Source organism: Streptomyces sp. NPDC102406 (assembly GCF_044765725.1).
Lineage (GTDB): Bacteria > Actinomycetota > Actinomycetes > Streptomycetales > Streptomycetaceae > Streptomyces.
The window spans coordinates 1,451,897-1,476,103 of sequence record NZ_JBIWKP010000001.1 but is presented as its reverse complement, the minus strand read 5'-3'; the positions used below and the strand labels follow the sequence as shown (position 1 = coordinate 1,476,103).

Below are 24,207 nucleotides of genomic sequence, written 5' to 3'. Positions count from 1 at the left end.
CGTGCGGGGCGTCACATCACGGGGTCGGGCTCCCGCGCGAGGTCGGCCGCGCCGACCATGCCCGCCTTGTTGCCGAGCTGGGCGGCGATGACGTCGGCCACCGGCCGCCAGTTCCCGCCGACCAGCCAGCGCTTGTACGACTTGCGGATCGGGTCGAGGACCAGCTCGCCCTCGTCCGACAGACCGCCGCCGACGATGAACGCCGAGGGGTCGAAGAGCGAGGCGAGGTCGGCCAGGCCCGCACCGGCCCAGCGGGCCAGCTCGCGGTAGGAGTCCACCGCGACCAGGTCACCCTGGCGGGCGGCCATGGAGATGTGCTTGCCCTCGATGCCGTCGGGGCTGCCGTCGCCGAGCGAGAGCAGGTACTCCGCGTTCTCGGGGGTCGCGTTCGCCCGCTGCTTGGCGTAGCGGACGAGGGCGCGCCCGGAGGCGTACTGCTCCCAGCAGCCCTGCGAGCCGCAGCCGCACAGCAGGCCGTCCGGCACCATGCGGATGTGGCCGAACTCGGCGGCGACGCCGAAGTGGCCGCGGCGCAGCTTGTTGCCGATGATGATGCCGCCGCCGAGGCCGGTGCCGAGCGTGATGCAGATGACGTTGCGGTGGCCCTTGCCCGCTCCGAACTTGTACTCGCCCCAGGCCGCCGCGTTCGCGTCGTTCTCCACGACGACGGGCAGGCCGACGCGCTGCTCGACCTTCTCCTTCAGCGGTTCCTGGCGCCAGTCGATGTTGGGCGCGAAGTACACGGTGGAGCGCTGGCGGTTGACATAGCCGGCGGCGCCGATGCCCACGCCGACGATCTCGTGCCCGGCCCTGGCACCTTCCACGGCCGAGGCGATCGCGTCCACGATCCCGTCAGGCGTGGAAGGCGTCGGCACCTTGAACGTGGAGAGGATGTTGCCTTCCTCGTCGACCACGCCGGCCGCGATCTTCGTGCCGCCGATATCGACGCCGATGGTGAGTCCCATGAATCCCTCAGTTCGGTCGAGCCCCGCTACGGCCCACCGTACCTGAGCGGTGTTCAGTCCAGGTCGATGTGTTCCCCGCCGGGGCCTTCGTCCGTGGGCGGTTTCGGCTCCTGGGAGCGCTGGGTCCAGCGGCGCTCCTGGTTCTCGACCGCGGAGCGGTAGGCGGCGAGCAGCTCGGAGCCCGCGGCGGCCAGATGGTCGAAGACGTCCGCGTTGCGTTCGATGACCGGTTCGACGACGGACCTGGCCTGCCGGACGACCTGCTTGGCGACCTGTTCGGCGGTGCCCTGCGCGACGGCGCCGAGGAAGGGGGCCTGCATCCCGGAGAGCTTGTCGGTGACGGCGTCGACGAGCTTGCGCAGCTCGTCGGCGGCGGAGCCGGGCGGCGCCCCGTACTCGGCGCGGCGGCGGGCCTTCTCCGCCGCGAGATCCTCGGCGCAGGCCTGCTCCCAGGCGTCGGCGTCGACCTGAGGTGCGGACTGCTCGGTGGCGTCGCTCATGACGGCTGACTCCTGCGGAGAGCTGAGGGTGCTGAAGCGGTGTCGCCTTCGACGTTACCCGAACGGGTGCATGGGCTTCACCGGGTCCGGGGCCACAGATCCGGGTCGGGCGCGAACCGTACGCACAGTTCCCCGTCGACGAGTCCGGCCCCGGCCACGGTGCAGCGGCGGGGCGCGGAGGGCAGCGGGACGATGCGGCGAAACGTTCCCGCGCCAATGACGATCTCGTCGCCGCGGCGGATCAGCGTCAGCTCCTCGCGGACGGCGCCGGGCAGCGGGATCCGCCACAGGAGGACACCGTCCTCGGCGAGCCGGTCCTCGACCGGCCAGGGGCGGCGGGGCCCGGGGTCGCCGGGCGGCGGCACGTCCAGGGCGGCGAGGTCGGCGGGGTCCGGATCGCGGCCGATGTGGGGTGTCTCGTACGCGCCCGGCCACTGGGCGAGGACCTTGCGCTGGCGGGCCGCGGCGTCGGCCAGCCACGGGTCGGTGGAACCGTCGGGCAGCACCCGGTTGGCGATCAGCGCCTCGGTGCGCAGGCCGTGCAGGGCGAGCCCGGTGCCGGTGGCGCGCAGGGTCTCGGCGGCGGCCTGGGTGGGTTCGGCGACGAGGCGGACGTGGGTGGTGTCGGCGTCGATCACGGCCTGGGCGGCGGCGAGTTCGGCGGACCAGCGGGCCGCGGTCTCGTAGAGCTGCTCGGCGGGCATCGGTACCCCGGCGAGCCGCCCGAGGACGGGGCGCAGGGCGCGGGCGGCCTGGCGTTCGGCGGGCAGCAGGCGGCGCAGGTAGCGGCGCAACTGGCCGGGCAGGGCGAGGACGGAGATCGCCTCGGGGACGGGCGGCAGATCGACGACGACCAGGTCGTGGGGATCGTCGGCGCTCTCCCGCAGGGCGCGCAGCAGCGCGAGTTCGCCGCTGCCGGGCAGGGGGGTGATCTCGTCGGCGTCGAGCCGGGCGGCGCCGAGCAGGTCGAGCGCGGAACCGGCCCGCTCCTGGAGGGCGAGGAGGGCGCTCCGGGACTCGTCGGCGGGGGCGAGCCGGGTGACGGTGACGCCGGGCAGGGCCGCGTCGGCCACGGGGCCGCCGGTGATCAGTCGCGTGCGCAGCCCGGTCTCCGCGGCCTTCAGGGCGGTGGCTGAGGCGATGGTCGTCCGCCCGGACCCCCCGGGCCCGGTGACAAGAAGGGTGCGCATGAGGATCGAGGCTACCTGGGTGCGCCGCGGCCCCCGCAGGCCCGCCCGCGGGGGCCCGGTCCGCTGCCGTCCGTTACTTCTCGCCGGACTCCACGCGCTTCTTCAGTCCGGCCAGCGCCCGGTCGATGATGACCTTCTCGGCCTTGCGCTTGATCATTCCGAGCATCGGGATCTTCACGTCGACGGTCAGCGAGTACGTGACCTCGGTCCCCGAGCCCGCCGGCCTCAGCACGTACGAGCCGTCGAGCGAGCGCAGCATCTGCGACTTGACGAGGGTCCAGGACACCTCGTCGCCGCCCGTCCAGGTGTACTGGAGGGTCTGGTCGTCCTTGATCGCACCGGCGTCCATGACGAGCCGGACCTGCTCGGCGCGGCCGGCGTCGTCCGTCGCGAGGACCTCGGCCTCCTTCACCTCGCCCGTCCAGTCCGGGTAGCGGGCGAAGTCGGCGATCACCTGCATGACGTCGGCCGGTGCCGCCTCGATCGTAATGCTCGAGCTGGTGTGTTCCGCCATCGCGGTGGCTCCTCCAGATGCGGTCCGGCGTACGGGTGTGTGTCTCGCGTGCAGGCTATCGCGCGCGGGCGGCCCCGCCGTCACCACTCCAGGGCCCAGGGGCGCCCCGAGCTCGCGAAGTGGCCGACATTCACGCACTCCGTGGCGCCGATCCGCATGCGCCGGGCGAGCGGCTGGTGGACGTGGCCGAAGAGCGAGTAGCGGGGCCGGGTGCGGCGGATGGCCTCCAGGACGGCGCGGCTGCCGCGCTCGAAGCGCCGTGCCACCGTGTCGTACACGAGTTCCGGGACCTCCGGCGGGATGTGGGTGCACAGGACGTCGACCTCGCCGACGGCCTCGATCTTGGCGGCGTACTCCTCGTCGCTGATCTCGTAGGGCGTGCGCATGGGGGTGCGGAGGCCACCGCCGACGAAGCCGAAGACCCGGCCGCCGATCTCGACGCGCTCCCCGTCGAGCACGGTGGTGCCGGGGCCCGCGTACTCGCTCCACAGGTGCGGCATGTCGACGTTGCCGTAGGTGGCGTACGTAGGAGAGGGGAAGGCGGCGAACAGCTCCGCGTACTGCTTGCGCACCGCCTTCTCGATGGCGGGGCGGCGGTCGATGCCCGCCCAGAGCTCCGCTCCTAGGGCGCGCGCCTCCTCGAAGCGGCGGGCGGTGCGCAGCTCCACGAGGCGGTCGGCGTTCTCGACCCCGAACAAGTCAGGAAAAATGCCCCGCGAGTGATCGGCGTAGTCGAGGAAGAGGACCAGGTCACCGAGGCAGACGAGAGCATCGGCTCCCTCCCCGGCCCGTGCGAGGTCGGTGGAGTTTCCGTGCACATCGCTGACCACATGTACGCGCATGTGATCACCCTAGGACGGCGGCCCTAGGGTGGGTAGAGGGGGCTGGACCTGCGGTTACTTCCTGGTCGCCCGACGCGTGGACTACTGTGCGCACAGCACCGCCAGGACGTGTGACGCAGCGAACATCTGGCCTGGACCCCCTACCGAAAAAGCAGTACTGGTGGGTAACGTCCGGGCAGTCCGGTCGTGCTCAGTTCAATCAAGCGGGTCCCCCGACAAGGTGACAAGGTACTGAGCACCTGCCCGATCTTGGACCGCACCGACGCATCGCACAGAGTCGTGGCGCCGGCGCCTTATGAGGAGCAGCAGTCTTGCGCGAGTTCAGCCTTCCGGCTTTGTACGAGGTCCCCGCGGACGGCAATCTGACCGATATCGTCCGCAGAAACGCCGCGCAGCACCCGGACGTCGCCGTCGTCGGCCGCAAGGTCGACGGTGTCTGGCAGGACGTGACGTCCGTCCGCTTCCTCGCGGAGGTGCGGGCCGCCGCCAAGGGCCTCATCGCCGCCGGCGTGCGACCGGGCGACCGGGTCGCCCTCATGTCCCGTACGCGTTACGAGTGGACGCTGCTGGACTTCGCGATCTGGAGCGCCGGGGCGATCACCGTCCCGGTGTACGAGACGAGTTCGGCCGAGCAGATCCAGTGGATCCTCGGCGACTCCGGCGCCGTGGGCATTCTTCTGGAGTCGGACGCGCACGCCGCATCCGTCGCCTCCGTACGCGACCGGCTGCCGGAGCTGCGGCACGTCTGGCAGATCGACGCCGGCGGCGTCGAGGAGCTGAACCGTGCCGGTGGCGAGATCACCGACGAGACGGTGGACGAGCGCAGCGCGGTGGCGAAGGCCGACGACCCGGCGACGATCGTCTACACCTCCGGCACCACCGGCCGCCCCAAGGGCTGTGTGCTGACCCACCGCAGCTTCTTCGCGGAGTGCGGCAACGTGGTGGAGCGGCTGAAACCCCTGTTCCGCACGGGCGAGTGCTCGGTGCTCCTCTTCCTCCCGGTCGCGCACGTCTTCGGCCGCCTGGTCGAGGTGGCCTCGCTGATGGCCCCGATCAAGCTGGGCCACGCGCCCGACATCAAGAACCTCACCGATGAACTGGCCGCGTTCCGGCCGACGTTGATCCTCGGCGTGCCCCGCGTCTTCGAGAAGGTCTACAACTCGGCGCGGGCCAAGGCGCAGGCCGACGGCAAGGGCAAGATCTTCGACAAGGCCGCGGACACGGCGATCGAGTACAGCCGCGCCCTCGACAGCGCGAAGGGCCCCTCGTTCGCGCTGAAGCTCAAGTACAAGACGTTCGACAAGCTGGTCTACAGCAAGCTGCGCGCGGTGCTCGGCGGGCGCGGCGAGTACGCGATCTCGGGCGGCGCCCCGCTGGGCGAGCGGCTCGGGCACTTCTTCCGCGGCATCGGCTTCACGGTCCTGGAGGGCTACGGCCTCACCGAGTCCTGCGCCGCCACCGCCTTCAACCCGTGGGACCGCCAGAAGATCGGCACGGTCGGTCAGCCGCTGCCGGGCTCGGTGGTCAGGATCGCCGACGACGGCGAGGTCCTGCTCCACGGCGAGCACCTGTTCACCGGCTACTGGAACAACGACGGCGCGACCGAGGAGGCCCTCGCCGACGGCTGGTTCCACACGGGTGACATCGGCACGCTCGACGAGGACGGCTACCTGCGCATCACCGGCCGCAAGAAGGAGATCATCGTGACGGCGGGCGGCAAGAACGTCGCCCCGGCCGTCATCGAGGACCGTATCCGCGCGCACGCGCTCGTCGCGGAGTGCATGGTCGTCGGCGACGGGCGGCCGTTCGTCGGCGCCCTTGTCACCATCGACGAGGAGTTCCTCGGCAAGTGGGCCGTGGACCACGACAAGCCCGCCGACGCGACGGTGGCCTCCCTGCTCGGCGACGCGGATCTGCTGGCCGCGATCCAGACGGCCGTGGACGACGGCAACGCGGCGGTCTCCAAGGCGGAGTCGGTCCGCAAGTTCCGCGTCCTCGGGGCGCAGTTCACGGAGGAGTCGGGCCATCTGACGCCGTCGCTGAAGCTGAAGCGGAACGTGGTCGTGAAGGACTACGCGGACGAGATCGAGGCGCTGTACCGCGGGTAGCGGTGGCGGGCCGGGGGCGCGGGTGGGCGCACTCGCCGTGAGCGGGTCCCTTTTCTCGCGGCCTTCGCGTCGTCGTGGTTGCTCCCGCCTCATGAAGGCGCGCGTAGTGCGCCCTTCAGGGGCGCGGGGAACTGCGCGACCAGCCCCCACGGCCCGCACCCGACCGCACCCCTACAACAACCCGCGCAACCTCTCCGCCAGCAGATCCCACCGCCACCGCTCCTCGACCCAGGCCCGCCCCCGCTCGCCCATCCGGGTCCGCAGCTCCGGGTCGCGCAACAGCGTCACCAACCGGTCCGCGGCCTCCTCGGCGGAGCCGCCGCGTACGACCCAGCCGGTCTCGCCGTCCAGGACCGCGTCCGGCGCGCCGCCCGAGTCACCGGCCACCACGGGCAGCCCCGTCGCGGACGCCTCCAGGTAGACGATGCCGAGGCCCTCGACGTCCAGTCCCCCGCGGCGCGTACGGCAGGGCATGGCGAACACGTCGCCGGCCCCGTAGTGCGCGGGCAGCTCCTCCCAGGGGACGGCGCCGGTGAAGCGTACGGAGTCCGCGACGCCGGTGTCCCGGGCGAGCCCGCGCAGCTCCTTCTCGTACGGGCCGCCGCCCACGATGAGCAGCACCGCGTCCGGCACGGCCGCGAGGACGCGGGGCATCGCGAGGATCAGGGTGTCCTGGCCCTTGCGCGGGACGAGCCGCGAGACGCACACCACCACGGGGCGCCGCGACAGGCCGAGGCGGTCCCGCACCAGGTCGCCGCCCGAGCCGGGGTGGAAGGTCTTCTCGTCGACGCCGGGCGGGAGTTGCACCATGCGCCCGGCCGCCTCGGGGGTCAGCGCCGAGGCGATCCGGGAGCGGGTGTACTCGCCAAGGTAGGTGATGGTGTCCGTCGATTCGCCGATCCGGCGCAGCAGGCCGCGGGAGGCGGGGAGTTGGGCCCACCCGGCCTCGTGCCCGTGGGTCGTGGCGATCAGGCGCCGCGCGCCCGCCCTGCGCAGTGCGGGCGCCATCAGGCCGAGCGGTGCGGCGGCCCCGAACCACACCGACGTACAACCGTGCTCCTTCAGGAGGCCCACGGCGCGCCGGGTCACGCGCGGCGTCGGCAACAGCATCGTCGTACGGTCGCGTACGACCGTGAACGGCTGCTCGGCGTCGAAGGCGGCGGTCGCCTCCTCGCCCTCACGACCGCGCTTCCATGTGGAGGCGTAGACGATGAGCTGCTCGGGGTCCAGGCGCAGTGCCATGTTGTGCAGGAACGCCTGGATGCCGCCGGGCCGGGGCGGGAAGTCGTTGGTCACGAGCAGCGTCTTGGGTGTCTGGTGCATCGCCGCAGACAGTACCGAACCGGCCGCCGGGCAGTGGCACGCCGCCCGGGTCCATGGCACGGGCACAGGTCCTCCCGGCATGATGGTTCGAATGAAGACGCGAAATACCGCAGCGATCCTCGCCACCTGGGCGCTGACCAGGACGCTGCTGCTGCTGTGCGTCTTCAAGGTCGTCGTGGTCCCGGGCCCGGACGTCACCAGCGATGTGTCGGTGATCTATCAGGGCTGGTTCGACGTCCTGCGTAGCGGAACGTTTCCTCTGGACGACGTCACCTGGCAGTACCCACCGGCCGCCGCGGTCGCGATCCTCTCCCCCGCGCTGCTTCCGTTCCTGTCGTACGCGTCCGCCTTCTTCCTGCTGGCGTTCCTGGCCGACGCGGTGGTCCTCCTGATGCTGCTGTACGTCGCCGGGCGCCCGGGCATGCGGCGGCGCGGCGTCTGGGTGTGGGTGGCGGGGCTGCCGCTGCTGGGGCAGACGGTGTACGCGCGCTACGACGTGATGGTGACCGCCGTCGCCGTCGCGGCGCTGCTGGCGGCGGCCCGGCACCCGCGGGCCGCGGGGGTGATGGCCGCGATCGGCGCGCTGCTCAAGGTGTGGCCCGCGCTGCTGCTGCTCGGCGTCCGGCGCGGGCGCGCGACCCGTGAGGCGTGGGGTGCGGCGGCGCTGACGGCGGGCGGTCTCGCGGTCACCTTCGCGGTCGCGATGCCGGGCGCGTTCGACTTCCTGACCTTCCAGCGGGACCGGGGCACGGAGGTCGAGTCGCTGGGCGCGCTGGTCTTCCATGTGGCGCGGCACTTCGGCTGGCGGGGCACGGTGCAGCTCAACTACGGCTCGGTCGAGTACCTCGGCCCGTACGTGGAGCTGGTCAGCGCCCTCGCGCAGGGGCTGACCGTGCTCGCCCTCGGGTGGCTGGTGCTGTGGCGGCTGCGGGCACGTGCCTGGAGCGCGGGCACGCTCGCCGACGCGGCGCTGACGGCGGTGCTGCTGTTCACGACGACGAGCCGGGTGATCAGCCCGCAGTACATGGTGTGGCTGGTCGGTCTCGCCGCCGTGTGCCTGCTGTTCCGCGACAGCCGCATGACACTGCCCGGGTGGCTGGTGCTGGCGGCGACGTGTGTGACGTTCCTGGAGTTCCCCCTCTGGTTCGCGCACGTGGTGGCCGGTGACTGGCTGGGCCTCGTGCTGCTCCTGGTCCGCAACGGGCTGCTCGTCGCCGCGACGCTGATCGCCTGCCGTCGCCTGTGGCGGGCGACGGTGACTGAACCCGCCCGCGCCGCCCGCGCCTCCGCTCCCGGTCAGACGGCCCGCGGCGCGTGCAGCGAGGCGACCACCTCCTCCTGACCGGCCGCCCGCCGCGCCATGGCCAGCAGGCACCCGCACTGCACGGCCATGGCGGCGGCCAGCGCGACACACACCCCGGGCAGGCCCCAGAGCCCCGAGAGCCAGGCGGCGCACGGGAGTTGTAGAGCGGCGCCGAGCAGGGTCACCCGCAGCACCTTCGGCGCGCCCCCACTCCCCTCGAACACCCCGCCGAGCGCGATGAACACCCCCGTCAGCACCAGGTACGGGCCGACGCAGCGCAGGAACAGCGCGGCCTCGGCCCGGACGGCGGGCGGCGCGCCGAAGGCCAGGACCAGCCAGGGCGCGAGAACCAGGAACAGCGCGGCGGCGGCAAGCCCCGCCGCGCCCGCGACGAGCGCGGTCTGCCGGCCGACCGTGCCGCGCTCGCGCAGGCCCGCGCCGTCGCGCTGCGCGGTGTGGATGGCGGCGGCCTGCCGGACCGCGTAGAACGCCATCGTCGCGACGTAGAGGACCTTGTACGCGACGGCGTACGCGGCGACGGCCGTCACCCCGAGCCGGGCCACGACGGCGACCAGGGCGAGCGCGCCCGCCTGCCGCACGGTGAAGTCCGCCGACATGGGCAGTCCGGTGCGCAGGGTGCGCCGCACGGCGGTCCACGTCGCCTCACCGGCCGGCGCGTCGGCCGCCGCCCGCAGCAAGGGGTCGCGGCGCAGCGCCCGCAGTCCGGCCCCGAGCGCGACCAGGCGGGCCGCCACGGTCGAGACGGCGGCGCCCACCACCCCGTACGCGTGGATGAGCAGAGGATCGGCGAGCAGGATCAGCCCGTTCGCGAGGAGGGCGAGCCGCATCGGGGTGCGGGTGTCGCCGGCGCCCTTGAGGAGGCCGTCGACGAGTTGCTGCGCGAAGAAGACCGCCATGCCGGGCAGAGAGACGCCGAAGTAGGCGACGGCGAGACGCGGCGCGGCCCCGTCGGCGCCGCCGTCGCCCAGCACGAGCCGCGCGAGGTCCGTGCGGGTCAGCCAGCCGCCGAATGCGACGACGGGCACGATCAGCCCGCACAGGCCCCAGCCGCCCCGGACGGCGGCCCGCACGGCGCCCCGGTCCTGGGCGCCCCGGGCATGCGCGACCAGCACGGTCGTGCCGGAGCCGAAGACGAGGGCGATGCCGAGCAGCACGTTCTCGACGTTGGTGGCGACGGCCACGGCCGCGACGGCGTCGCCCCCGAGGCGGGCCACCCAGAGGGTGTTGATGATCCCGGCCGCCACGGAGGCGAGCAGCGAGAAGTAGACGGGCCGCGCGAGCCCGACGAGTCTCCGGCGATGTGCGGCGCCGTCCATGGCCACCCCTCCCCTGTACCTCTTTTCGAGGTATCCAGTACCTCGAAAAGAGGTACCATGGCGGAAATCCGCCCGCAACCGTCCAGGAGCCCGCATGCTGGAGCTGCCCATCCTCGGCTTCCTCGCCGAACAGCCCCTGCACGGCTATGAGTTGAAGGAGCGCATCAAGGCGCTCAGCGGCCACGTCCGCCCGGTCAGCGACGGCGCCCTCTACCCGGCGATCACCCGGCTCGTCACGGCGGGCCACCTCGACGAGCACGCGGCGCCCGGCACCGGCGCCGCCCCGCGCCGCGTCCTCAGCCTCACGGACTCCGGCCGGGCCGCCCTCCTGGGCCGCCTCCGCGAGCCGAAGGACATCGAGATCACCGACCACACGCGCTTCAACACGCTCCTGGCGTTCCTGCGCCTGCTGCCCGACCCCGCGGAGCAGGCCGCGGTCCTGCGCCGCCGCCTCGATTTCCTCCAGGCCCCGGCGAGCTTCTTCTACGACGAGCAGGGGCGGCCGGTGCGCGCCGAGGAACCCGAGGACCTGTTCCGGCGGGGCATGCTGAGGGTGGCGCGGGCCACCGGCACGGCCGAGCGGGCCTGGCTGCGCGAGGCGCTGACCGAGCTCGGCGCCGGGCCGAACCCTCCCACGGATCAGCCCAGTTCGGACCGGACGTAGGAGCGCCAGCGCGCCAGGAAGTCCGCCTCGTCGATCCCGAGGACGCCGCGCAGGGCGTCCTCCACGGCACCAGCCCGCTCCTTGTGGCCGCCGACCGCGGTGTAGAACGCGTTGAGCTTCGCCTCGCCCCACCGCTCGGCGATCATCCGGCAGGCCAGCCAGCCGCTCTCGTACGCCCGCGCGAGCCTGCCGGAATCACCGCTGAACCCGAAGTCCGCGTCCTCGGGCAGCGCGGTGGGCGGCGAGCCCTCCCGCACGGCCCGCTGCAACTCGGGTGCCGCCTGCCCGGCGGAGCGGTCCGTGCCGCGGTAGCCCGTCCAGTCCGCGTACCCCTCCGACAGCCACAGCGGTGTCGCCGCGGAGGTCACCGCGCGGGTGGCCACGTGCGCGGTCTCGTGGGTGAGGACGACCTGCTTGCCGAAGGTGCCGAGCACGCCGTACGCCTCGGGGTTGATGATCACCCGGTCCGCGGGCGCCGAGCCCGACCCGCCCGCCTCGCCCGTCGTGACGGCGGCGATGCCCTGGTAGCCGGAGGCGGGCGCGCCCAGCAAGCCGCCCATGCCGTCCAGGGACTTGGGCACCAGGACGACGACCCTGCGGGCCCAGCGCTCGCCCCAGGCATCGGTCACCGCGGGCACCGCGTCGTCGGCGAGAGCGGCGTACGAACGCAGCACGGACCGCTGCTGCCCGACACCGAGCACGAGGCTGTGCGCGCCCTTCACCGCGGTGACCTTGCCCTGTTCCCAGAGCTGCTGGCCGGACTTCCCGGCGGGTTCGTCACCGACGACGCGCCAGCGCCCGTCCCGCTGGCGCAGTGTCAGGGTCCGCTCGGCGACGACGGGCGCCTTGTCGTACCCCTCGACGCGGTAGCGCAGCTCGGCGGTGGCACTGATCCGGGACCCCGAACCGTCCAGGCGCGTCAGCTCGTACGCCCAGGAGTCCAGCGGGACCGCGGCGAGGTCGAGGAGCAGATAGGGGTCGGCGCCGCCGGTCGCCCGGTACGCGGCCGAGTCCCCGTCGAGCACGGCGGCGGCCCTGCGGTCCAGGAGGCGCTGCACGGCGGCCGTGCGGGAGTCCGTGGGCGCCGGGTCCCGGCCGCAGCCGGACACGCCGACGAGCAGGACGCCGAGCGCCGCCCAGCACCACGCCCCGCTCACCGCACGCCCTCGACCAGCCATCTTCCCGATCGTACGGCGTCCGGCGCGGGTCGGCTCAGGCCATGGGGAAGGCGCTCAGACCCGGGTCACGGAGGAGACCGGCATCATGCCGACCGGGTCGTAGCGCACCGGGGCGCCGGGGTGGGGGGCGTGGATGACCTGGCCGTTGCCCGCGTAGATGCCGATGTGGTGGGCGTCGGACCCGTAGGCGACCAGATCGCCGGGCCGCGCCTGGCTCAGCGGGACCTGCCGGCCCGCGTACCGCTGTTCCTGCGAGGTGCGGGGCAGCCCGACCCCGGCCTGCCCGTACGACCACTGCATCAGGCCGGAACAGTCGAACCCCGAGGGGCCGTTGGCGCCCCAGATGTACGGCTTGCCGAGCGCCGACCGGGCGGCGGCGAGGGCGGCGGCCCCGCGGGACGACGAGGCCGGGCCCGCGCCCGCCAGGTCGGGTCGCTCACTGCCCCGCGAGCCCCGCTCGTACGCGTCGCGCTCGGGTTGCGTCAGGGAGTGGAGCAGCCGGCGCGCCTTGGCCAGCTTCGCCTCGACGCCGCGCTTGTGCCTGGCGACGGCCTTGCGGCTCTTGTCCAGCTCGGCGAGGGTGCGCCGGGCCTCGGCGCGCTGCTGGGCCAACACCCGCTGGGCGCGCTGGAGTTCCGTCAGCTCACCGGCCTGGCGGGCGGTGAGCCGGTTGAGGCTGCTGGCCCGGTCGAGGTAGCTGTCCGGGTCGGAGGAGAACATCAGGGCGAGCGAGGGGTCGAGGCCGCCGGAGCGGTACTGGGCACCGGCCACCAGGCCGAGGGCGTTCCGCATCGTGTTGATGCGCTCCTGGCCCCGGGCGACCTGGTCCTGGACGGCGGTGAGTTCGGCGCGGAGTTTGTCGGCGTGCTCGTCGGCCTTGTTGAACGCCTCGGTGGCGCTCTCCGCCTGCTCGTACAGGCGGTCCACCTCGGCCTTGGTGGCGGCCTGCTTGTCCTGCGGCGCGGCGCCCGCCGGGACGGCGCCGAGGGCGGCCGCCGCGGAGGCGGCGGCCAGGGTCAGGACGGTGGCGCGTGTGCTCCGGTCGAGCCCTGAGAGCCCCGAGATCCCGGAGAGACCCGAAAGGCCCGGACGACCAGAGTGCGCGGTGCGGCGATGGGACCCCACGAGTAGCCGCTCTCCCTTCCGCTGGCGACAGCGCTGACGATCCCCGCGTTCGGGGAATGCGCGCCGACAGTAGTCGTGCGACCACCGCCCGGCCAACGACCGGCCGGGGACGCACAACGCGACGCCCCGCCTATGACGCAGGTCATGGGCGGGGCGTGCGGTCAGCGGAGGGAGCCTGAATTCGCCCGAACGGGCGTGTTTTCAGTTCTTGTGAGACCCGGGTCCTGCCGGGCCTCGTCTCCGTACAAGGGTCAGATGCGGACGCCGAACTGGAACGAGCCGATCGTGCTCATCGACTCGTAGCGGACGACGGCGCCGGGGTGCGGGGCGTGCAGCACCTGGCCGTTGCCGGCGTAGAGGCCCACGTGCGCGAGGCTGTTGAAGAAGACGAGGTCACCGGGCTTGAGCTGGCTCATGCCTATCTTGGGGCCGTCGTTCTGCTGGGTGTAGGTGGTGCGGGTGATGCCGACACCGGCCTGGTTGTACGCCCACTGCGTCAGACCGGAGCAGTCGTAGGAGTTGGGGCCCGTGCCGCCGGAGACGTACGGCTTGCCGATCTGGGTGGCGGCGGCGCTGAGGGCGGCGGCGCCGCGCTGGGAGGCGGGCACCTCGTTGCCGAGGTCGACGCGGTCGCCGGCGCTGCGGCTGGCGCGGGCGTCGTCCGCGGCCATCTTCTGGCGCTCGGCGGCGGTCAGGGTGTTGAGCAGCTTCTGCGCGGAGCCGAGCTTGCTCTGGACTTCCTTCTTCTTCTCGCCGAGTTCGGTGCGGGTTTCGGCGAGGTCCTTGAGCTTCTCGGACGCCTCGGCGCGTTCCTGCGCGAGCGTGCGCTGCTTGTCCTGGACCTTCTTGAGCGACTGGAGCTGCTGGGCGCTGAGCGAGTCGATCGTGGACGCCTTGTCGAGGTAGTCGTCCGGATCGGCGGAGAGGAAGAGCTGCACGGAGGGGTCGATCCCGCCGGAGCGGTACTGCTGACTGGCGAGCGAACCGAGGCCCGTGCGCAGCTCGTTGAGCTCCTCCTGGCCGCGGGCGACCTTGTCCTGGAGGTCGCCGATCTCCTTCTCGAGCTTCTGCTGCTTCTCCTTGGCCCCGTTGTAGAGGTCGGTGGCCTTCTCCGCCTCTTCGTAGAGCTTGTCGACCTTGGCCTTGACCTCGCTCTTGTCCTGCTTCGGGGCGGCGTTGGCCGCCTGCGAGGTGAGCGCCACGGCAGCGGCGGCGGTGGCGGTGAGCACGGTCACACGGGTGCGGCTCGGCTGCTTGGGTCGACGGTGGGACGCCACGAAGGCGAGCTCCTTCTTCCTTCAGCCGCCCACGATCACCCGGTGGGCGGTTCCCCTCCACCGTCACACACCTCATGTGAGTGATCACCCGAGTGGAGGTTCGAGGCCTGACCCTAGTGATGTTCTTGTGATCAGTTCAAATCCTGACGGCAAAAATCTCGGTCACCGACTGCATTCTTTGCACTCAACTCACGTGCAGTGATGTCCGCTTGACGCTACGTTGCGCAAAGGTTTCGCCAATTCGGGCATAGACGACTGATGTTGCAGACGTGCTCTATGTGTTCCATGCGTCCCATGTGCCGCAGATGGGATCAACCGCGCGAGAGCCGCTTCAGCAGCATGACCGACGCGACCGGTCGCGCCCCCGCCTTCGCGACGCCGTCGGCGACCTCGCGGTCCGTCGAGACGACGATCACCGGCCGGCCGGGCGGCTCGGCGCGCACCAACTGCCGAATCAGTTCGTCGGCGGTGACACCCGCCTTGGAGAACAGCACCCGCACCCCGCGCGGCGGCGCGAGCAGCACCGGCGCGGCCAGCTCGGCCCCGTCGAAGACACAGGTCACCTCGGCCCCGCTCTGCGCGGCGAGCTGGGAGAGGGAGCCGAGGAGGCGCAGCCGCTGCTTCTCCAGCGGCATCGTCGGATAGCCCGTCTTGGTCACGTTGTAGCCGTCGACCACGAGATGGGCCTGCGGCAGCGCGAGCAACTGGTCGAGGATGGCGGGGTCGTGCTCGTGCAGGGCGCGCGCCGCGATGTCCTTGGGCGTCAACCGGCCCGGCTCCACGGCGTCCACGGAGTCGGCGGGCCGCGCGGACAGGGGCGGCAACGCCAACTCCCTGCGCAGCCCCTGAGCGGCCTCCAGGACCGTGTCCAGCAGCAGCCGCACCCTCATGTCCTCGACGCTGCGCCCCTCGCGGACCGCCCTGCGGGACGCCTCCAGGGTCGCCTCGGCCTCGCCGAGCCGCGCCTTGAGCCGCCGGGTCTCGCTCTCCGCCGCGGACACCTGGGCCTGCCCCTCGGCGCGCGCCGCGTCGGCCTCGGCGCGAGCCTTGCGCACGGCGGCCTCGCCGCGCTTCACATCACTGAGGGCCGCCCGCAGCTTGCGGTGCGCCGCGTCGGCCTCGCGCCGCGCGGCCTCCAGCTCGGCGCGCAGCCGCTCCGTCTCGGCCCTGGTGTGGGCCTGCGCCTCGGCGAGCCGGTCGCGCAGGGACTGGAGTTCGGCCCGGGTCTCCTCGTCGACGCGCTCGGCGTCGGCGCGCTGGGCCTCCTCGCCAGCGGCGGCGACCAGCTTCACCCAGCCGACGGGCCGCAGCACGTACGCGGCGGCGGCCACGTCCAGGGGGTCGGCGGCGGGCGGCGGCGAACCGGCGTCGAGCGCGCCGCACAGCTCGGGCTGCGCCTCCCGGAAGCGCTCCGCGATGCGCTGGCGGAACAGCGTCTCGTTCTCCACGGCGGCCGCCATGGCGTTACCGGCGAACTTCACCCGGCGCGTCGGGGTGAACCGCGCGTACTGCCGCAACTGGGGCGGCAGTTCGCCGACCGTCAGACCGCCGAAGCCGTCCGAGACGATCTGCACGACCCGCCGCCGTACGCCCTCGGGCAGCGGCCGGTCGAGCACCTCGGCGGCGGCCTGCTCAGCGTCAGCGGCCTCCTCGCCCGTGCTCTCCACCATCCGACACCCCAAAGTCGCTGTGGGGCCGCTCCGTCAGGAGTCGGCGCCCGGCCTGTCCACCAGTTCCACCTGGTCCACCGCGTTGCACCAACGGCAGCGCACCGACTCGATGGTCTCACTGACCACCTCGCGTTCCTCGACGTTCGGCTCACCGGCCAGGTCGAGGTGGAGGTACTCGACGACCTTCGAGGAGCGGGTCACGTCGAACCGCGTGAGGTTGCCGCAGAGCGTGCAGCGCCAGCGGGTGGTGGCGGTCGGCAGGGGAACCGGCATCGGACTGTCGCCTCTTCCTTCGCGCACGGCTTCGCGCGTGCGCTTTCCGTGGTGCGTGGTGCGTGCTTTATTGCCCGTAACCCTACGGCCTGCCGTACGCCGCCCGCTCCCCGCCTTGCGTCATGCTTCCTCTCATGATCGGCAAAGGACGCGACGCGATCGGCAGACTGACCGCATTCCTCAGAGGGCATCCGGCTCCGGTCACGTACGGAATCATCGCCGTCTGCTGCGTGGCCTTCGTCCTCTCCCCCTCCTCGGGGCTCAATCCGTCCTACGGCACCGGCGACCATCTCCTCACCGCGCAGAGCGCCTACTTCGAGCGGTGGGGCGTACTGCCCGCAGAACTCTTCACCGGATCACCCCGGGCCGCCCTCACCCCGGCCACAGCCCTGTTCGTGCACGGGAGCTGGGTGCACCTGCTCGGCAACATGCTCTTCCTCTACGTCTTCGGGGCGATGGTCGAGGAACGCATGGGACATCTGCCGTACGCGCTGTTCTATCTGGTCAGCGGCTACCTGGCACTCCTCGGCTACGCGATGGCCCACGCCGGCTCCGAGCAGACGCTGGTCGGCGCCTCCGGGGCGATCTCGGCGGTGCTCGGCGCCTTCCTCTACCTGTTCCCCGACGCACGGGTGACGAGCGTCTTCCCGTTCCTTCTTTTTCTGCCGCTGCGTTTTCCCGCCTGGGTGGTGCTGCCGTTCTGGGTGGCGTTGCAGTGGGCGGCGGCGGGCCAGGACAGCCAGGGACCGGGCGTCGCCTACCTCGCCCATCTGATCGGCTTCTCCGTCGGCTTCCTCTACGCGTGGGTGAGGTACGGGCACCGGTTCAGGAAGGCGGCACCGGACTCCGCCGGCGGGTGAGGGCGTCCGGGAAGCGTCGAGCGGCCGAAAACAATCCCTCTCCCTTGGCCTGAATATCCACAGGAACACGCTCGGCACAGACCGGGCGTTTTCCGTTTCCCAGGCCGGGTATACCTCCCCCTTTTAACGGCAGGCCGAGAATGGTGCACATAGCAACCAGGCCTTGTCACGCGCCGTCGCCATATGCCTACTATTCGGCGGCGGGCCCGAGATCACCACGCTTCCACCGGGGGGACACAGGCATGGACTCAAGTGGGACCACACCCTGACGGCCTTGTCTCCACGTCCGAACGATGCACTGCACGTCCGTTATCCGACCTGCTGCCGCAAACCGTATGCGCACGTCCGCGCACGGATTAAGCACGGAACCTCTTCCCGCAGGTCCTTGATGTGAGGACGCACTACAGACATGAGCATCCAGACGATATCTCCCGACGTAATCGACCCGAGCTTCGCAAGGACATCCGTCGACACCGCCCTCATGGACTTCTTGGAGGACAGGAGAAGGACGTCCGATAACCCGCAGATGGCCAGGCTCGTGGAACTCCTGCAAGAATTCATGGCGGGCGGTAAGCGGATACGCCCGGTATTCGCCGTGCTCGGCTGGCAGGCCGCCGGCGGCATGAGTGACATGGCCGCGGTGATACGGGTCGCCGCCTCGTTGGAGATGTTCCACGCCTTCGCCCTCATCCACGACGACGTCATGGACGGCAGTGACACCCGGCGCGGTCGGCCCACCATGCACCGGCGGTTCGCCGGAGACGGCGATGACGACCGCACCGAGCGCTACGGGATGAGCGCCGCGGTGCTGCTGGGCGACCTCGCCTTCACCTGGTCGGACTGCCTTCTGCACACCGCGGGCCTCACCTCCGAGCAGGCGTCGGCGGTCGTGCCGCTCATCAATGACATGCGCACCGAGGTGATGCTCGGCCAGTACCTGGATCTGCGGGCGACCGGTGAACTGACGGACGACGTCGACGCCACCCTCACCGTCAACCGCTACAAGACCGCGAAGTACACCATCGAACGGCCGCTGCACATCGGTGCCGCCATCGCGGGCGCCGACGCGAGCACGCTCGCCGCATGCACCGCGTTCGCCCTGCCGCTGGGCGAGGCGTTCCAGCTCCGCGACGATCTGCTGGGCGTGTACGGCGACGTCCGCGACACCGGCAAGTCCCGCCTCGACGATCTGCGGGCCGGCAAGAACACGACGCTGGTCGCGCTCGCCCTGCGCCACGGCGACGCGACGCACAAGGACCGGTTGCGCACCCTGGTCGGCGACCCCGCCCTGGACGAGTCCGGCGCGGAGGAGGTCCGCACGATCTTCGCCGCGACCGGCGCCCGCGACGCCGTCGAGCGCATGATCGACGATCGCTACCGGCTGGCCCTGCGGGCCCTGGCGGACAGTCCCTTCACCCCCGACGCCGTCACCGCCCTCGAACACCTCGCCACCACCGCCACCAGGAGGAACGCATGACCGCGGATCTGACCACGTCCGGCGCCACGGCCCTGGCGGGCTCCGCGCGCTACTGGGAGGAGTGCACGGCCCGCTTCGCCGCCCTCTTCGACCGGCACGTCGGGTACGAGGCCCAGAAGGTGCCGTTGACCGACGCCGAACTGCGTGAGGTCATCGACGCCTGCAACCGCGCGGTCGCCCCACTGGGCAAACAGGTCTCCGACAAGCGCTGGATTTCCTACATGGACGTCGTGCGCTGGTCGCAGAGTGCGCGGCACATCAAGGACATGGAGGCGTTCAAAGCGGTCTGCGTACTCAACTGCGTGACATTCGTCTGGGACGACATGGACGCGGCCCTGCACGACTTCGACCTCTTCCTGCCCCGGCTGCGAGCCGTCTGCGAGCGGTACTACTCCCCCGAGGACGCGGAGTTCGCGTACGAGGGCGCCCGCGCCTTCGTCACCAGCGACCACATGTTCCGCGACTCGCGGCTGAAGCAGGTCCTCTGCAACACCTCGCCAGAACAGTACTTCCGCTTCCGCGTCACCGACGTCGGTGTGGACTTCTGGATGCGGATGTCCTATCCGATCTACCGGCACCCCGAGCTGACCGAGCACGCCAAGACGGGCCTGGCCGCCCGGATGACCGCCCGCGGACTGGCCATAGTCAACGACTTCTACTCCTACGACCGGGAGCAGGCCCTCGGGCAGATAACCAACTGCTTCCGCCTGTGCGACATGGAGGACGAGGCCGGTTTCCGGAGCTTCTTCCAGGCACGCCTCGACGACATGGCCGAGGACATGGAGTGCATCAGGGCGTTCGACGACACGACTCGCGACGTCCTACTGGACCTCATCCAGGGGAACTTCGTCTGGACCACGCGAGACCGCCGCTACCGGGCCCCCGTGAACGACGTCAACTCGCGTATCCAGTAGGGGGTCGGCGCATGCACACCCCCAAGACACCCGCGGAACGGTCCTGGCGGACAGGGGCCGCACCCGGCGCCCTGCCTCTGCTGGGGCACGTGCCCGCGCTGTGGCGGCGCCCCCTGGAGTTCCTCGCCTCGCTGCCCGTCCACGGTGACCTGGTCGAGATACGCCTCGGTCCCAAGCGGGCCTACCTCGCCGCCCACCCCGAGTTGGTGCGCCATGTCCTGCTCAACCCCCGCCTCTTCGACAAGGGCGGTGTCTTCGACAAGGCGCGGCAGCTCCTCGGCAACAGCCTGTCTGTCTCCCGCGGCGAGGAGCACCGTTTCCAGCGGCGGCTGATCCAGCCCGCCTTCCATCCGACGAAGATCGCCGCCTATACGACGGCGGTGGCCGAGGACACCCGTACCGTCACCGACGCGTGGCGGCCGGGGGAGATCCGGGACATCAGCGACGCCATGCACGCCCTGCTCATGCGGGTCGCCGCTCGCACCCTGTTCTCCACCGGGCTCGACGAGGACACCATCGAGGAGGCCAGGCAGTGCCTGCGCACGGTCTCCCACGGCATCTACAAGCGCACCGTCGCTCCGCTGGGCATCATGGAGAAGCTGCCCACGCCGGGCAACCGCGCCTACGACCATGCCAACAGACGGCTGCGGCAGATCGTGGCGGACATGATCGCCGTCCGGCGCCGGTCCGACGCGGACCACGGCGACCTGCTGTCCACGCTGCTGCGGGCGGAACACCCCGAGACCGGGGAGAGCCTGGACGACGACCAGGTCCTGGACCAGGTCGTCACCTTCCTCGTCGCCGGCAGCGAGACCACCGCCTCCACCCTCGCCTTCGTCTTCCACCTGCTGAGCACCTTGCCCGACGTCGAAAAACACCTGCACGCCGAGGTGGACGAGGCGCTGGGTGGACGTGTCCCCGGTTATGACGACCTTCCCGCCCTGCCCTACACCCGCAATGTGATCACCGAGGCGCTGCGCCTGTACCCGCCGTCCTGGATGGCGATGCGGGTCACGGCACAGGACGTCGAGCTGGGCGGCCGGCCGATCCCCGCCCGGACGATGATCCTCTACAGCGCCTACGCGCTGCACCACAACCCCGACCTCTTCCCCGACCCGGAGACCTTCGACCCCGGGCGCTGGGAAGGCGAACGGCTCGCGCAGGTGCCCCGCGGGGCGCTGCTGCCGTTCGGCGCGGGCAGCCACAAGTGCATCGGTGACGTGCTCGCGCTCACCGAGACCGCGTTGATCGTCGCGACCGTCGCCGCGCGCTGGCGGCTGCGCCCCGCACCCGGCGCCCGGCTGCACCTGGAGCCGAAGGCCACCTTGGAGGCAGGCCCTCTGCCCATGATGCTGGAACGCCGCTGACCTGGGCAGCACCCCTTCCCTGTCCCCCGAACCCCCTCTCCGTCACCGTCACCGGAGGCACTCGCGGCATGAAGAACCCATCCGACACCGGGCGCGACTGGCGGTTCGCCACAGCGCCGCACCGACTGCCGCTCGTGGGCCACGCGTTGTCCCTGGCGCGCCGTCCGCTGGAGTTCCTGGCCGGGCTGCCCGCCCTCGGGGACCTGGTCGAACTGCGGCTCGGCAGCAAGCCCACCTACCTGCCCTGCCATCCGGAGCTGGTGCAGCAGGTACTGGTGAACGCGCGGGTCTACGACACCGGCGGACCGGTGAAGGAGAAGGCCCGTCCCATCCTGGGCAACGGGCTCATCACCTCGGACTGGGCCGACCACCGCCGCCAGCGGCGCATGGTCCAGCCCGCCTTCCACACGGCACGCATAGCCACGTACGCCGAGGTTATGGAGAAAGAGTGCGCGGCGCACGCGGAGACCTGGCGGGCGGGGCGACCCGTCGATGTCGGTGACGCGATGCAGGCGCTGACCGCGCGCGTGACAGCCCGGGCTCTGTTCTCGACGGAGATGGCACCGCACTCGGTGGCGGAGATCCAGCGCAGCCTGCCCGTCATGGTGCGCGGCGCGTTCCGCCGGGCGGTGGACCCGACCGGTGTGCTGGCCAAGCTGCCGCTGGCCGCCAACCGGGAGTTCGACGCCGCGCTCGCCCGGCTGCACACCCTCATCGACGGCATCGTCGGGGACTACCGGCGCTCCGGCGAGGACCGCGGTGACCTGCTGTCGGCGCTGCTGGCCGCGCGGGACGAGGAGGACGGCGGCGCGATGACCGACCAGGAGGTCCACGACCAGGTCATGACATTGCTGCTGGCCGGGGTGGAGACCACCGCGAGCGCCCTGACGTGGGCCTGGCACCTGCTGGCTGCTCACCCCGAGGCGGAGGCACGGCTGCACGCCGAGGTCGACGAGGTGCTGAGCGGCCGGATCCCGACCTACGCGGACATCCCGAAGCTCGCCCACACCCAGCGGATCTTCACCGAGACCCTGCGGCTGTACCCACCCGCGTGGATGTTCACCAGGACGACCACCGAGCCCACCGAGTTGGGAGGCCACCGGTTGCCGGTCGGGGCGGACGTGCTGATCAGCCCCTATGTCATCCACCGCATCCCGGAACTCTTCCCGCGCCCGGAGGTGTTCGACCCGGACCGCTGGCTGCCCGAGCGGGCGCAGGACGTCGCTCGCGGCTCGTACCTGCCGTTCGGCGGGGGCAGCCGCAAGTGCATCGGCGACGTCTTCGGAATGACGGAGGCGACGCTCGCGCTGGCCACACTCGCGTCCCGCTGGCGGCTGCGTCCCGTGCCGGGCGCCACGGTCTCGCCACGCGCCGAGATGAGCTTGACCGCCGGGCCGCTGCCGATGGTTCCGCGCCCTCGCTGACCTGACCGGCCGAGAGGCCGCATTGTCGAGGCCCTGCGTGCCCGCCCGGCGGGTCTCGTCCTACAGTGAAGCCCCCAGGCCCCCGAGGAAGAGAAGCAACCGTGATCACAGCGATCGTTCTGATCAAGACCAGTGTCGACCGGATCCCCGAGATCGCGGAGTCCATCGCTGCGCTGTCCTCCGTCAGCGAGGTCTTCTCCGTCACCGGGACGTACGACCTGATCGCCATGGTCCGGGTACGGCGCCACGAGGACCTCGCGGAGATCATCCCGGGGCGGATCAGCAAGATCCCCGGCGTCGAGGTGACGGACACGCACGTCGCCTTCCGGACGTACTCGCAGCACGACCTGGAGGCGGCCTTCTCGATCGGCCTGGATTCCTGACGGGGCCCGCCCGGCCGGTGCCCCGGGGCGGTCTCACACCGACGGGACGCAGCGCCCGTCCTCGGTGCGGTACTGCCACTTGGCACCGTCGCGGACCAGTTCCCGTACGGCGCCCACGAACCGCTCCACGTGCTCGTCCGGGGTGCCGGCACCGAAGCTGACCCGGATCGCGTTCAGCGACTTCTCCCCGGGGGCGGCCTCCGGCGCCCCGCACTCGCCCTGGGTCCCCGGGTCGGAGCCGAGCAGCGTGCGCACCAGCGGGTGGGCGCAGAACAGGCCGTCCCGCACGCCGATCCCGTACTCGGCGGAGAGCGCGGCGGCGAAGTGCGAGGAGTTCCATCCCTCGACGACGAACGAGATCACGCCGACGCGCGGCGCGTCGTCCCCGAACAGGGACAGCACCTTCACCTCGGGCACCTCCGCGAGCCCTTCCCGCACCTTGCGGATCAGGTACTGCTCACGGGCGACCAGGCGGTCGAAACCGGCCTCGGTCAGTGCCTTGCAGGCGGAGGCGATGGAGTACACGCCGATGACGTTGGGCGAGCCGGCCTCGTGCCGGGCGGCGCTGTCGTGCCACTCCACGTCCACGCCGCCGTCGGCGCGCCGGGCGACCTTGCGGGAGGCGCCGCCACCGGCGAGGTAGGGCTCGGAGGCGCGCAGCCAGTCGGCGCGTCCGGCGAGCACCCCGCTGCCGAACGGGGCGTACAGCTTGTGCCCGGAGAAGGCGATCCAGTCGACGTCGAGGTCGCGCAAGGAGACCGGGTGGTGGGGGGCGAGCTGGGCGGCGTCGAGCACGATGCGGGCGCCGTGCGCGTGCGCGGCGGCGGCCAGTTCCCGTACGGGCCACAGTTCACCGGTGACGTTGGAGGCGCCGGTGACGCAGACGAGGGCCGGGCCGTGGGGGTCGCGGTCGGCGAGGGCCCGCTCCAGGGTCGCGACGGCCTCGCCCGGGGTGCGCGGCGCGTTCAGGTAGGTCACCCGGGCGTCGCGCCAGGGCAGCAGCGACGCGTGGTGCTCCGTCTCGAAGACGAACACCTGGCAGTCGGCGGGGAGCGCGGCGGCGAGCAGGTTGAGCGAGTCGGTGGTGGAGCGGGTGAAGACGACCTGGTCGTCCTCGCGGCAGTCGAGGAACGCGGCGACGGTGGCCCGGGAGTTCTCGAACAGGTCGGTCGAGAGCTGGGAGAGGTATCCGGCGCCGCGGTGGACGCTGCCGTAGTACGGGGCGTAGGCGGCGACGTCGTCCCACACGCGCTGGAGGGCCGGGGCGCTGGCGGCGTAGTCGAGGGCGGCGTACGTCACCTCGCCACCGGTGACGAGCGGCACGGTCACGTCCCGGCCGAGCACGGGCAGCGGGGCCGCGCAGGCGGGGTCGGCGGACTCGGCGCAGGCGGTGGCGGTGGCGGTGGCGGTGGCGGTGGCGGTGACAGGGTGAGCGGACATGTCTGACTCCCGGCAGGACAAGGCGAAGGACAAGGCGAAGTGGCGGTACGAGCCCGCACGGCAGCCCCAACGG

22 protein-coding genes are annotated in these 24,207 nt (G+C 71.7%); 9 read left to right on the top strand and 13 right to left on the bottom strand.

Annotated elements, in window-relative coordinates; genetic code table 11:
• Positions 1-11: 11 nt before the first annotated feature.
• The 5 genes from ACIRF8_RS06770 to ACIRF8_RS06750 all read right to left on the bottom strand — a co-directional run bounded on the left by ACIRF8_RS06770 (position 12) and on the right by ACIRF8_RS06750 (position 4,011).
• Complete coding sequence (locus ACIRF8_RS06770) at positions 12-965, bottom strand: ROK family glucokinase (RefSeq protein WP_404211538.1); 954 nt, start codon at positions 963-965, stop codon at positions 12-14.
• A gap of 53 nt (positions 966-1,018) precedes the next feature.
• Entirely contained in the window at positions 1,019-1,465 is a 447-nt protein-coding gene (locus ACIRF8_RS06765; RefSeq protein WP_404211536.1) for a DUF5304 domain-containing protein, read from the bottom strand.
• A 77-nt stretch (positions 1,466-1,542) separates the two neighbouring features.
• Entirely contained in the window at positions 1,543-2,655 is a 1,113-nt protein-coding gene (locus ACIRF8_RS06760; protein ID WP_404211534.1) for an ArsA family ATPase, read from the bottom strand.
• Positions 2,656-2,728: 73 nt separating this feature from the next.
• The gene (locus tag ACIRF8_RS06755; protein WP_404211532.1) at positions 2,729-3,169 is read right to left on the bottom strand and encodes an SRPBCC family protein; all 441 of its coding nucleotides are present in this window, start codon (positions 3,167-3,169) and stop codon (positions 2,729-2,731) included.
• An 80-nt stretch (positions 3,170-3,249) separates the two neighbouring features.
• Positions 3,250-4,011: a metallophosphoesterase gene (locus ACIRF8_RS06750; RefSeq protein ID WP_404211530.1), complete on the bottom strand. Its 762-nt coding sequence runs from the start codon at positions 4,009-4,011 to the stop codon at positions 3,250-3,252.
• Positions 4,012-4,322: 311 nt separating this feature from the next.
• Here ACIRF8_RS06750 and ACIRF8_RS06745 point away from each other — a divergent pair, with 311 nt between their 5' ends.
• The gene (locus tag ACIRF8_RS06745; protein ID WP_404211528.1) at positions 4,323-6,119 is read left to right on the top strand and encodes an AMP-dependent synthetase/ligase; all 1,797 of its coding nucleotides are present in this window, start codon (positions 4,323-4,325) and stop codon (positions 6,117-6,119) included.
• A gap of 171 nt (positions 6,120-6,290) precedes the next feature.
• On the opposite strand, the gene ACIRF8_RS06740 is transcribed toward ACIRF8_RS06745, so the two are convergent.
• Positions 6,291-7,442 (bottom strand): glycosyltransferase family 4 protein, encoded by a 1,152-nt coding sequence (locus ACIRF8_RS06740; protein ID WP_404211526.1) that lies wholly within the window; start codon positions 7,440-7,442, stop codon positions 6,291-6,293.
• Between the two features lie 91 nt (positions 7,443-7,533).
• Here ACIRF8_RS06740 and ACIRF8_RS06735 point away from each other — a divergent pair, with 91 nt between their 5' ends.
• The gene (locus tag ACIRF8_RS06735; protein ID WP_404211524.1) at positions 7,534-8,784 is read left to right on the top strand and encodes a glycosyltransferase 87 family protein; all 1,251 of its coding nucleotides are present in this window, start codon (positions 7,534-7,536) and stop codon (positions 8,782-8,784) included.
• On the opposite strand, the gene ACIRF8_RS06730 is transcribed toward ACIRF8_RS06735, so the two are convergent.
• The gene (locus tag ACIRF8_RS06730; RefSeq protein WP_404211522.1) at positions 8,739-10,082 is read right to left on the bottom strand and encodes an MATE family efflux transporter; all 1,344 of its coding nucleotides are present in this window, start codon (positions 10,080-10,082) and stop codon (positions 8,739-8,741) included. The genes ACIRF8_RS06735 and ACIRF8_RS06730 overlap by 46 nt on opposite strands.
• A 94-nt stretch (positions 10,083-10,176) precedes the next feature.
• On the opposite strand from ACIRF8_RS06730, the gene ACIRF8_RS06725 reads away from it, so the two are divergent.
• Positions 10,177-10,746: a PadR family transcriptional regulator gene (locus ACIRF8_RS06725; RefSeq protein WP_404211521.1), complete on the top strand. Its 570-nt coding sequence runs from the start codon at positions 10,177-10,179 to the stop codon at positions 10,744-10,746.
• Here the strand turns inward: ACIRF8_RS06725 and ACIRF8_RS06720 are convergent.
• The 5 genes from ACIRF8_RS06720 to ACIRF8_RS06700 all read right to left on the bottom strand — a co-directional run bounded on the left by ACIRF8_RS06720 (position 10,722) and on the right by ACIRF8_RS06700 (position 16,269).
• Positions 10,722-11,924 carry a hypothetical protein gene (locus ACIRF8_RS06720; RefSeq protein WP_404211519.1) on the bottom strand — a complete coding sequence of 401 codons (1,203 nt, stop codon included), beginning with the start codon at positions 11,922-11,924 and terminating at the stop codon, positions 10,722-10,724. The genes ACIRF8_RS06725 and ACIRF8_RS06720 overlap by 25 nt on opposite strands.
• A 54-nt stretch (positions 11,925-11,978) precedes the next feature.
• Entirely contained in the window at positions 11,979-13,049 is a 1,071-nt protein-coding gene (locus ACIRF8_RS06715) for an NlpC/P60 family protein (protein ID WP_404211517.1), read from the bottom strand.
• 251 nt (positions 13,050-13,300) lie between these two features.
• The gene (locus ACIRF8_RS06710; RefSeq protein WP_404211515.1) at positions 13,301-14,326 is read right to left on the bottom strand and encodes an NlpC/P60 family protein; all 1,026 of its coding nucleotides are present in this window, start codon (positions 14,324-14,326) and stop codon (positions 13,301-13,303) included.
• Between the two features lie 311 nt (positions 14,327-14,637).
• Positions 14,638-15,996, bottom strand: a complete 1,359-nt coding sequence (locus ACIRF8_RS06705; protein WP_404211513.1) for an NYN domain-containing protein — start codon at positions 15,994-15,996, stop codon at positions 14,638-14,640.
• A gap of 33 nt (positions 15,997-16,029) precedes the next feature.
• A complete protein-coding gene (locus ACIRF8_RS06700; protein ID WP_404211511.1) occupies positions 16,030-16,269 on the bottom strand; it encodes a hypothetical protein in 240 nt (79 codons plus the stop codon).
• A 134-nt stretch (positions 16,270-16,403) separates the two neighbouring features.
• On the opposite strand from ACIRF8_RS06700, the gene ACIRF8_RS06695 reads away from it, so the two are divergent.
• From ACIRF8_RS06695 to ACIRF8_RS06670, 6 genes are all read left to right on the top strand, one after another.
• Positions 16,404-17,129 carry a rhomboid family intramembrane serine protease gene (locus tag ACIRF8_RS06695; RefSeq protein ID WP_404211509.1) on the top strand — a complete coding sequence of 242 codons (726 nt, stop codon included), beginning with the start codon at positions 16,404-16,406 and terminating at the stop codon, positions 17,127-17,129.
• Positions 17,130-17,655: 526 nt separating this feature from the next.
• On the top strand, positions 17,656-18,606 hold the full coding sequence (locus tag ACIRF8_RS06690) for a polyprenyl synthetase family protein (protein ID WP_404211507.1): 951 nt from the start codon (positions 17,656-17,658) through the stop codon (positions 18,604-18,606).
• Positions 18,603-19,520: a terpene synthase family protein gene (locus ACIRF8_RS06685; RefSeq protein WP_404211505.1), complete on the top strand. Its 918-nt coding sequence runs from the start codon at positions 18,603-18,605 to the stop codon at positions 19,518-19,520. The genes ACIRF8_RS06690 and ACIRF8_RS06685 overlap by 4 nt, the downstream gene beginning before the upstream one ends.
• An 11-nt stretch (positions 19,521-19,531) precedes the next feature.
• Positions 19,532-20,887 (top strand): cytochrome P450, encoded by a 1,356-nt coding sequence (locus ACIRF8_RS06680; RefSeq protein WP_404211503.1) that lies wholly within the window; start codon positions 19,532-19,534, stop codon positions 20,885-20,887.
• A gap of 68 nt (positions 20,888-20,955) precedes the next feature.
• On the top strand, positions 20,956-22,311 hold the full coding sequence (locus tag ACIRF8_RS06675; RefSeq protein ID WP_404211502.1) for a cytochrome P450: 1,356 nt from the start codon (positions 20,956-20,958) through the stop codon (positions 22,309-22,311).
• Positions 22,312-22,412: 101 nt separating this feature from the next.
• Positions 22,413-22,694 carry an Lrp/AsnC family transcriptional regulator gene (locus tag ACIRF8_RS06670; RefSeq protein WP_404211500.1) on the top strand — a complete coding sequence of 94 codons (282 nt, stop codon included), beginning with the start codon at positions 22,413-22,415 and terminating at the stop codon, positions 22,692-22,694.
• A 33-nt stretch (positions 22,695-22,727) separates the two neighbouring features.
• Here ACIRF8_RS06670 and ACIRF8_RS06665 read toward each other — a convergent pair whose 3' ends face one another.
• Entirely contained in the window at positions 22,728-24,134 is a 1,407-nt protein-coding gene (locus tag ACIRF8_RS06665) for an aminotransferase class V-fold PLP-dependent enzyme (RefSeq protein ID WP_404211498.1), read from the bottom strand.
• Between the last annotated feature and the right edge of the window lie 73 nt (positions 24,135-24,207).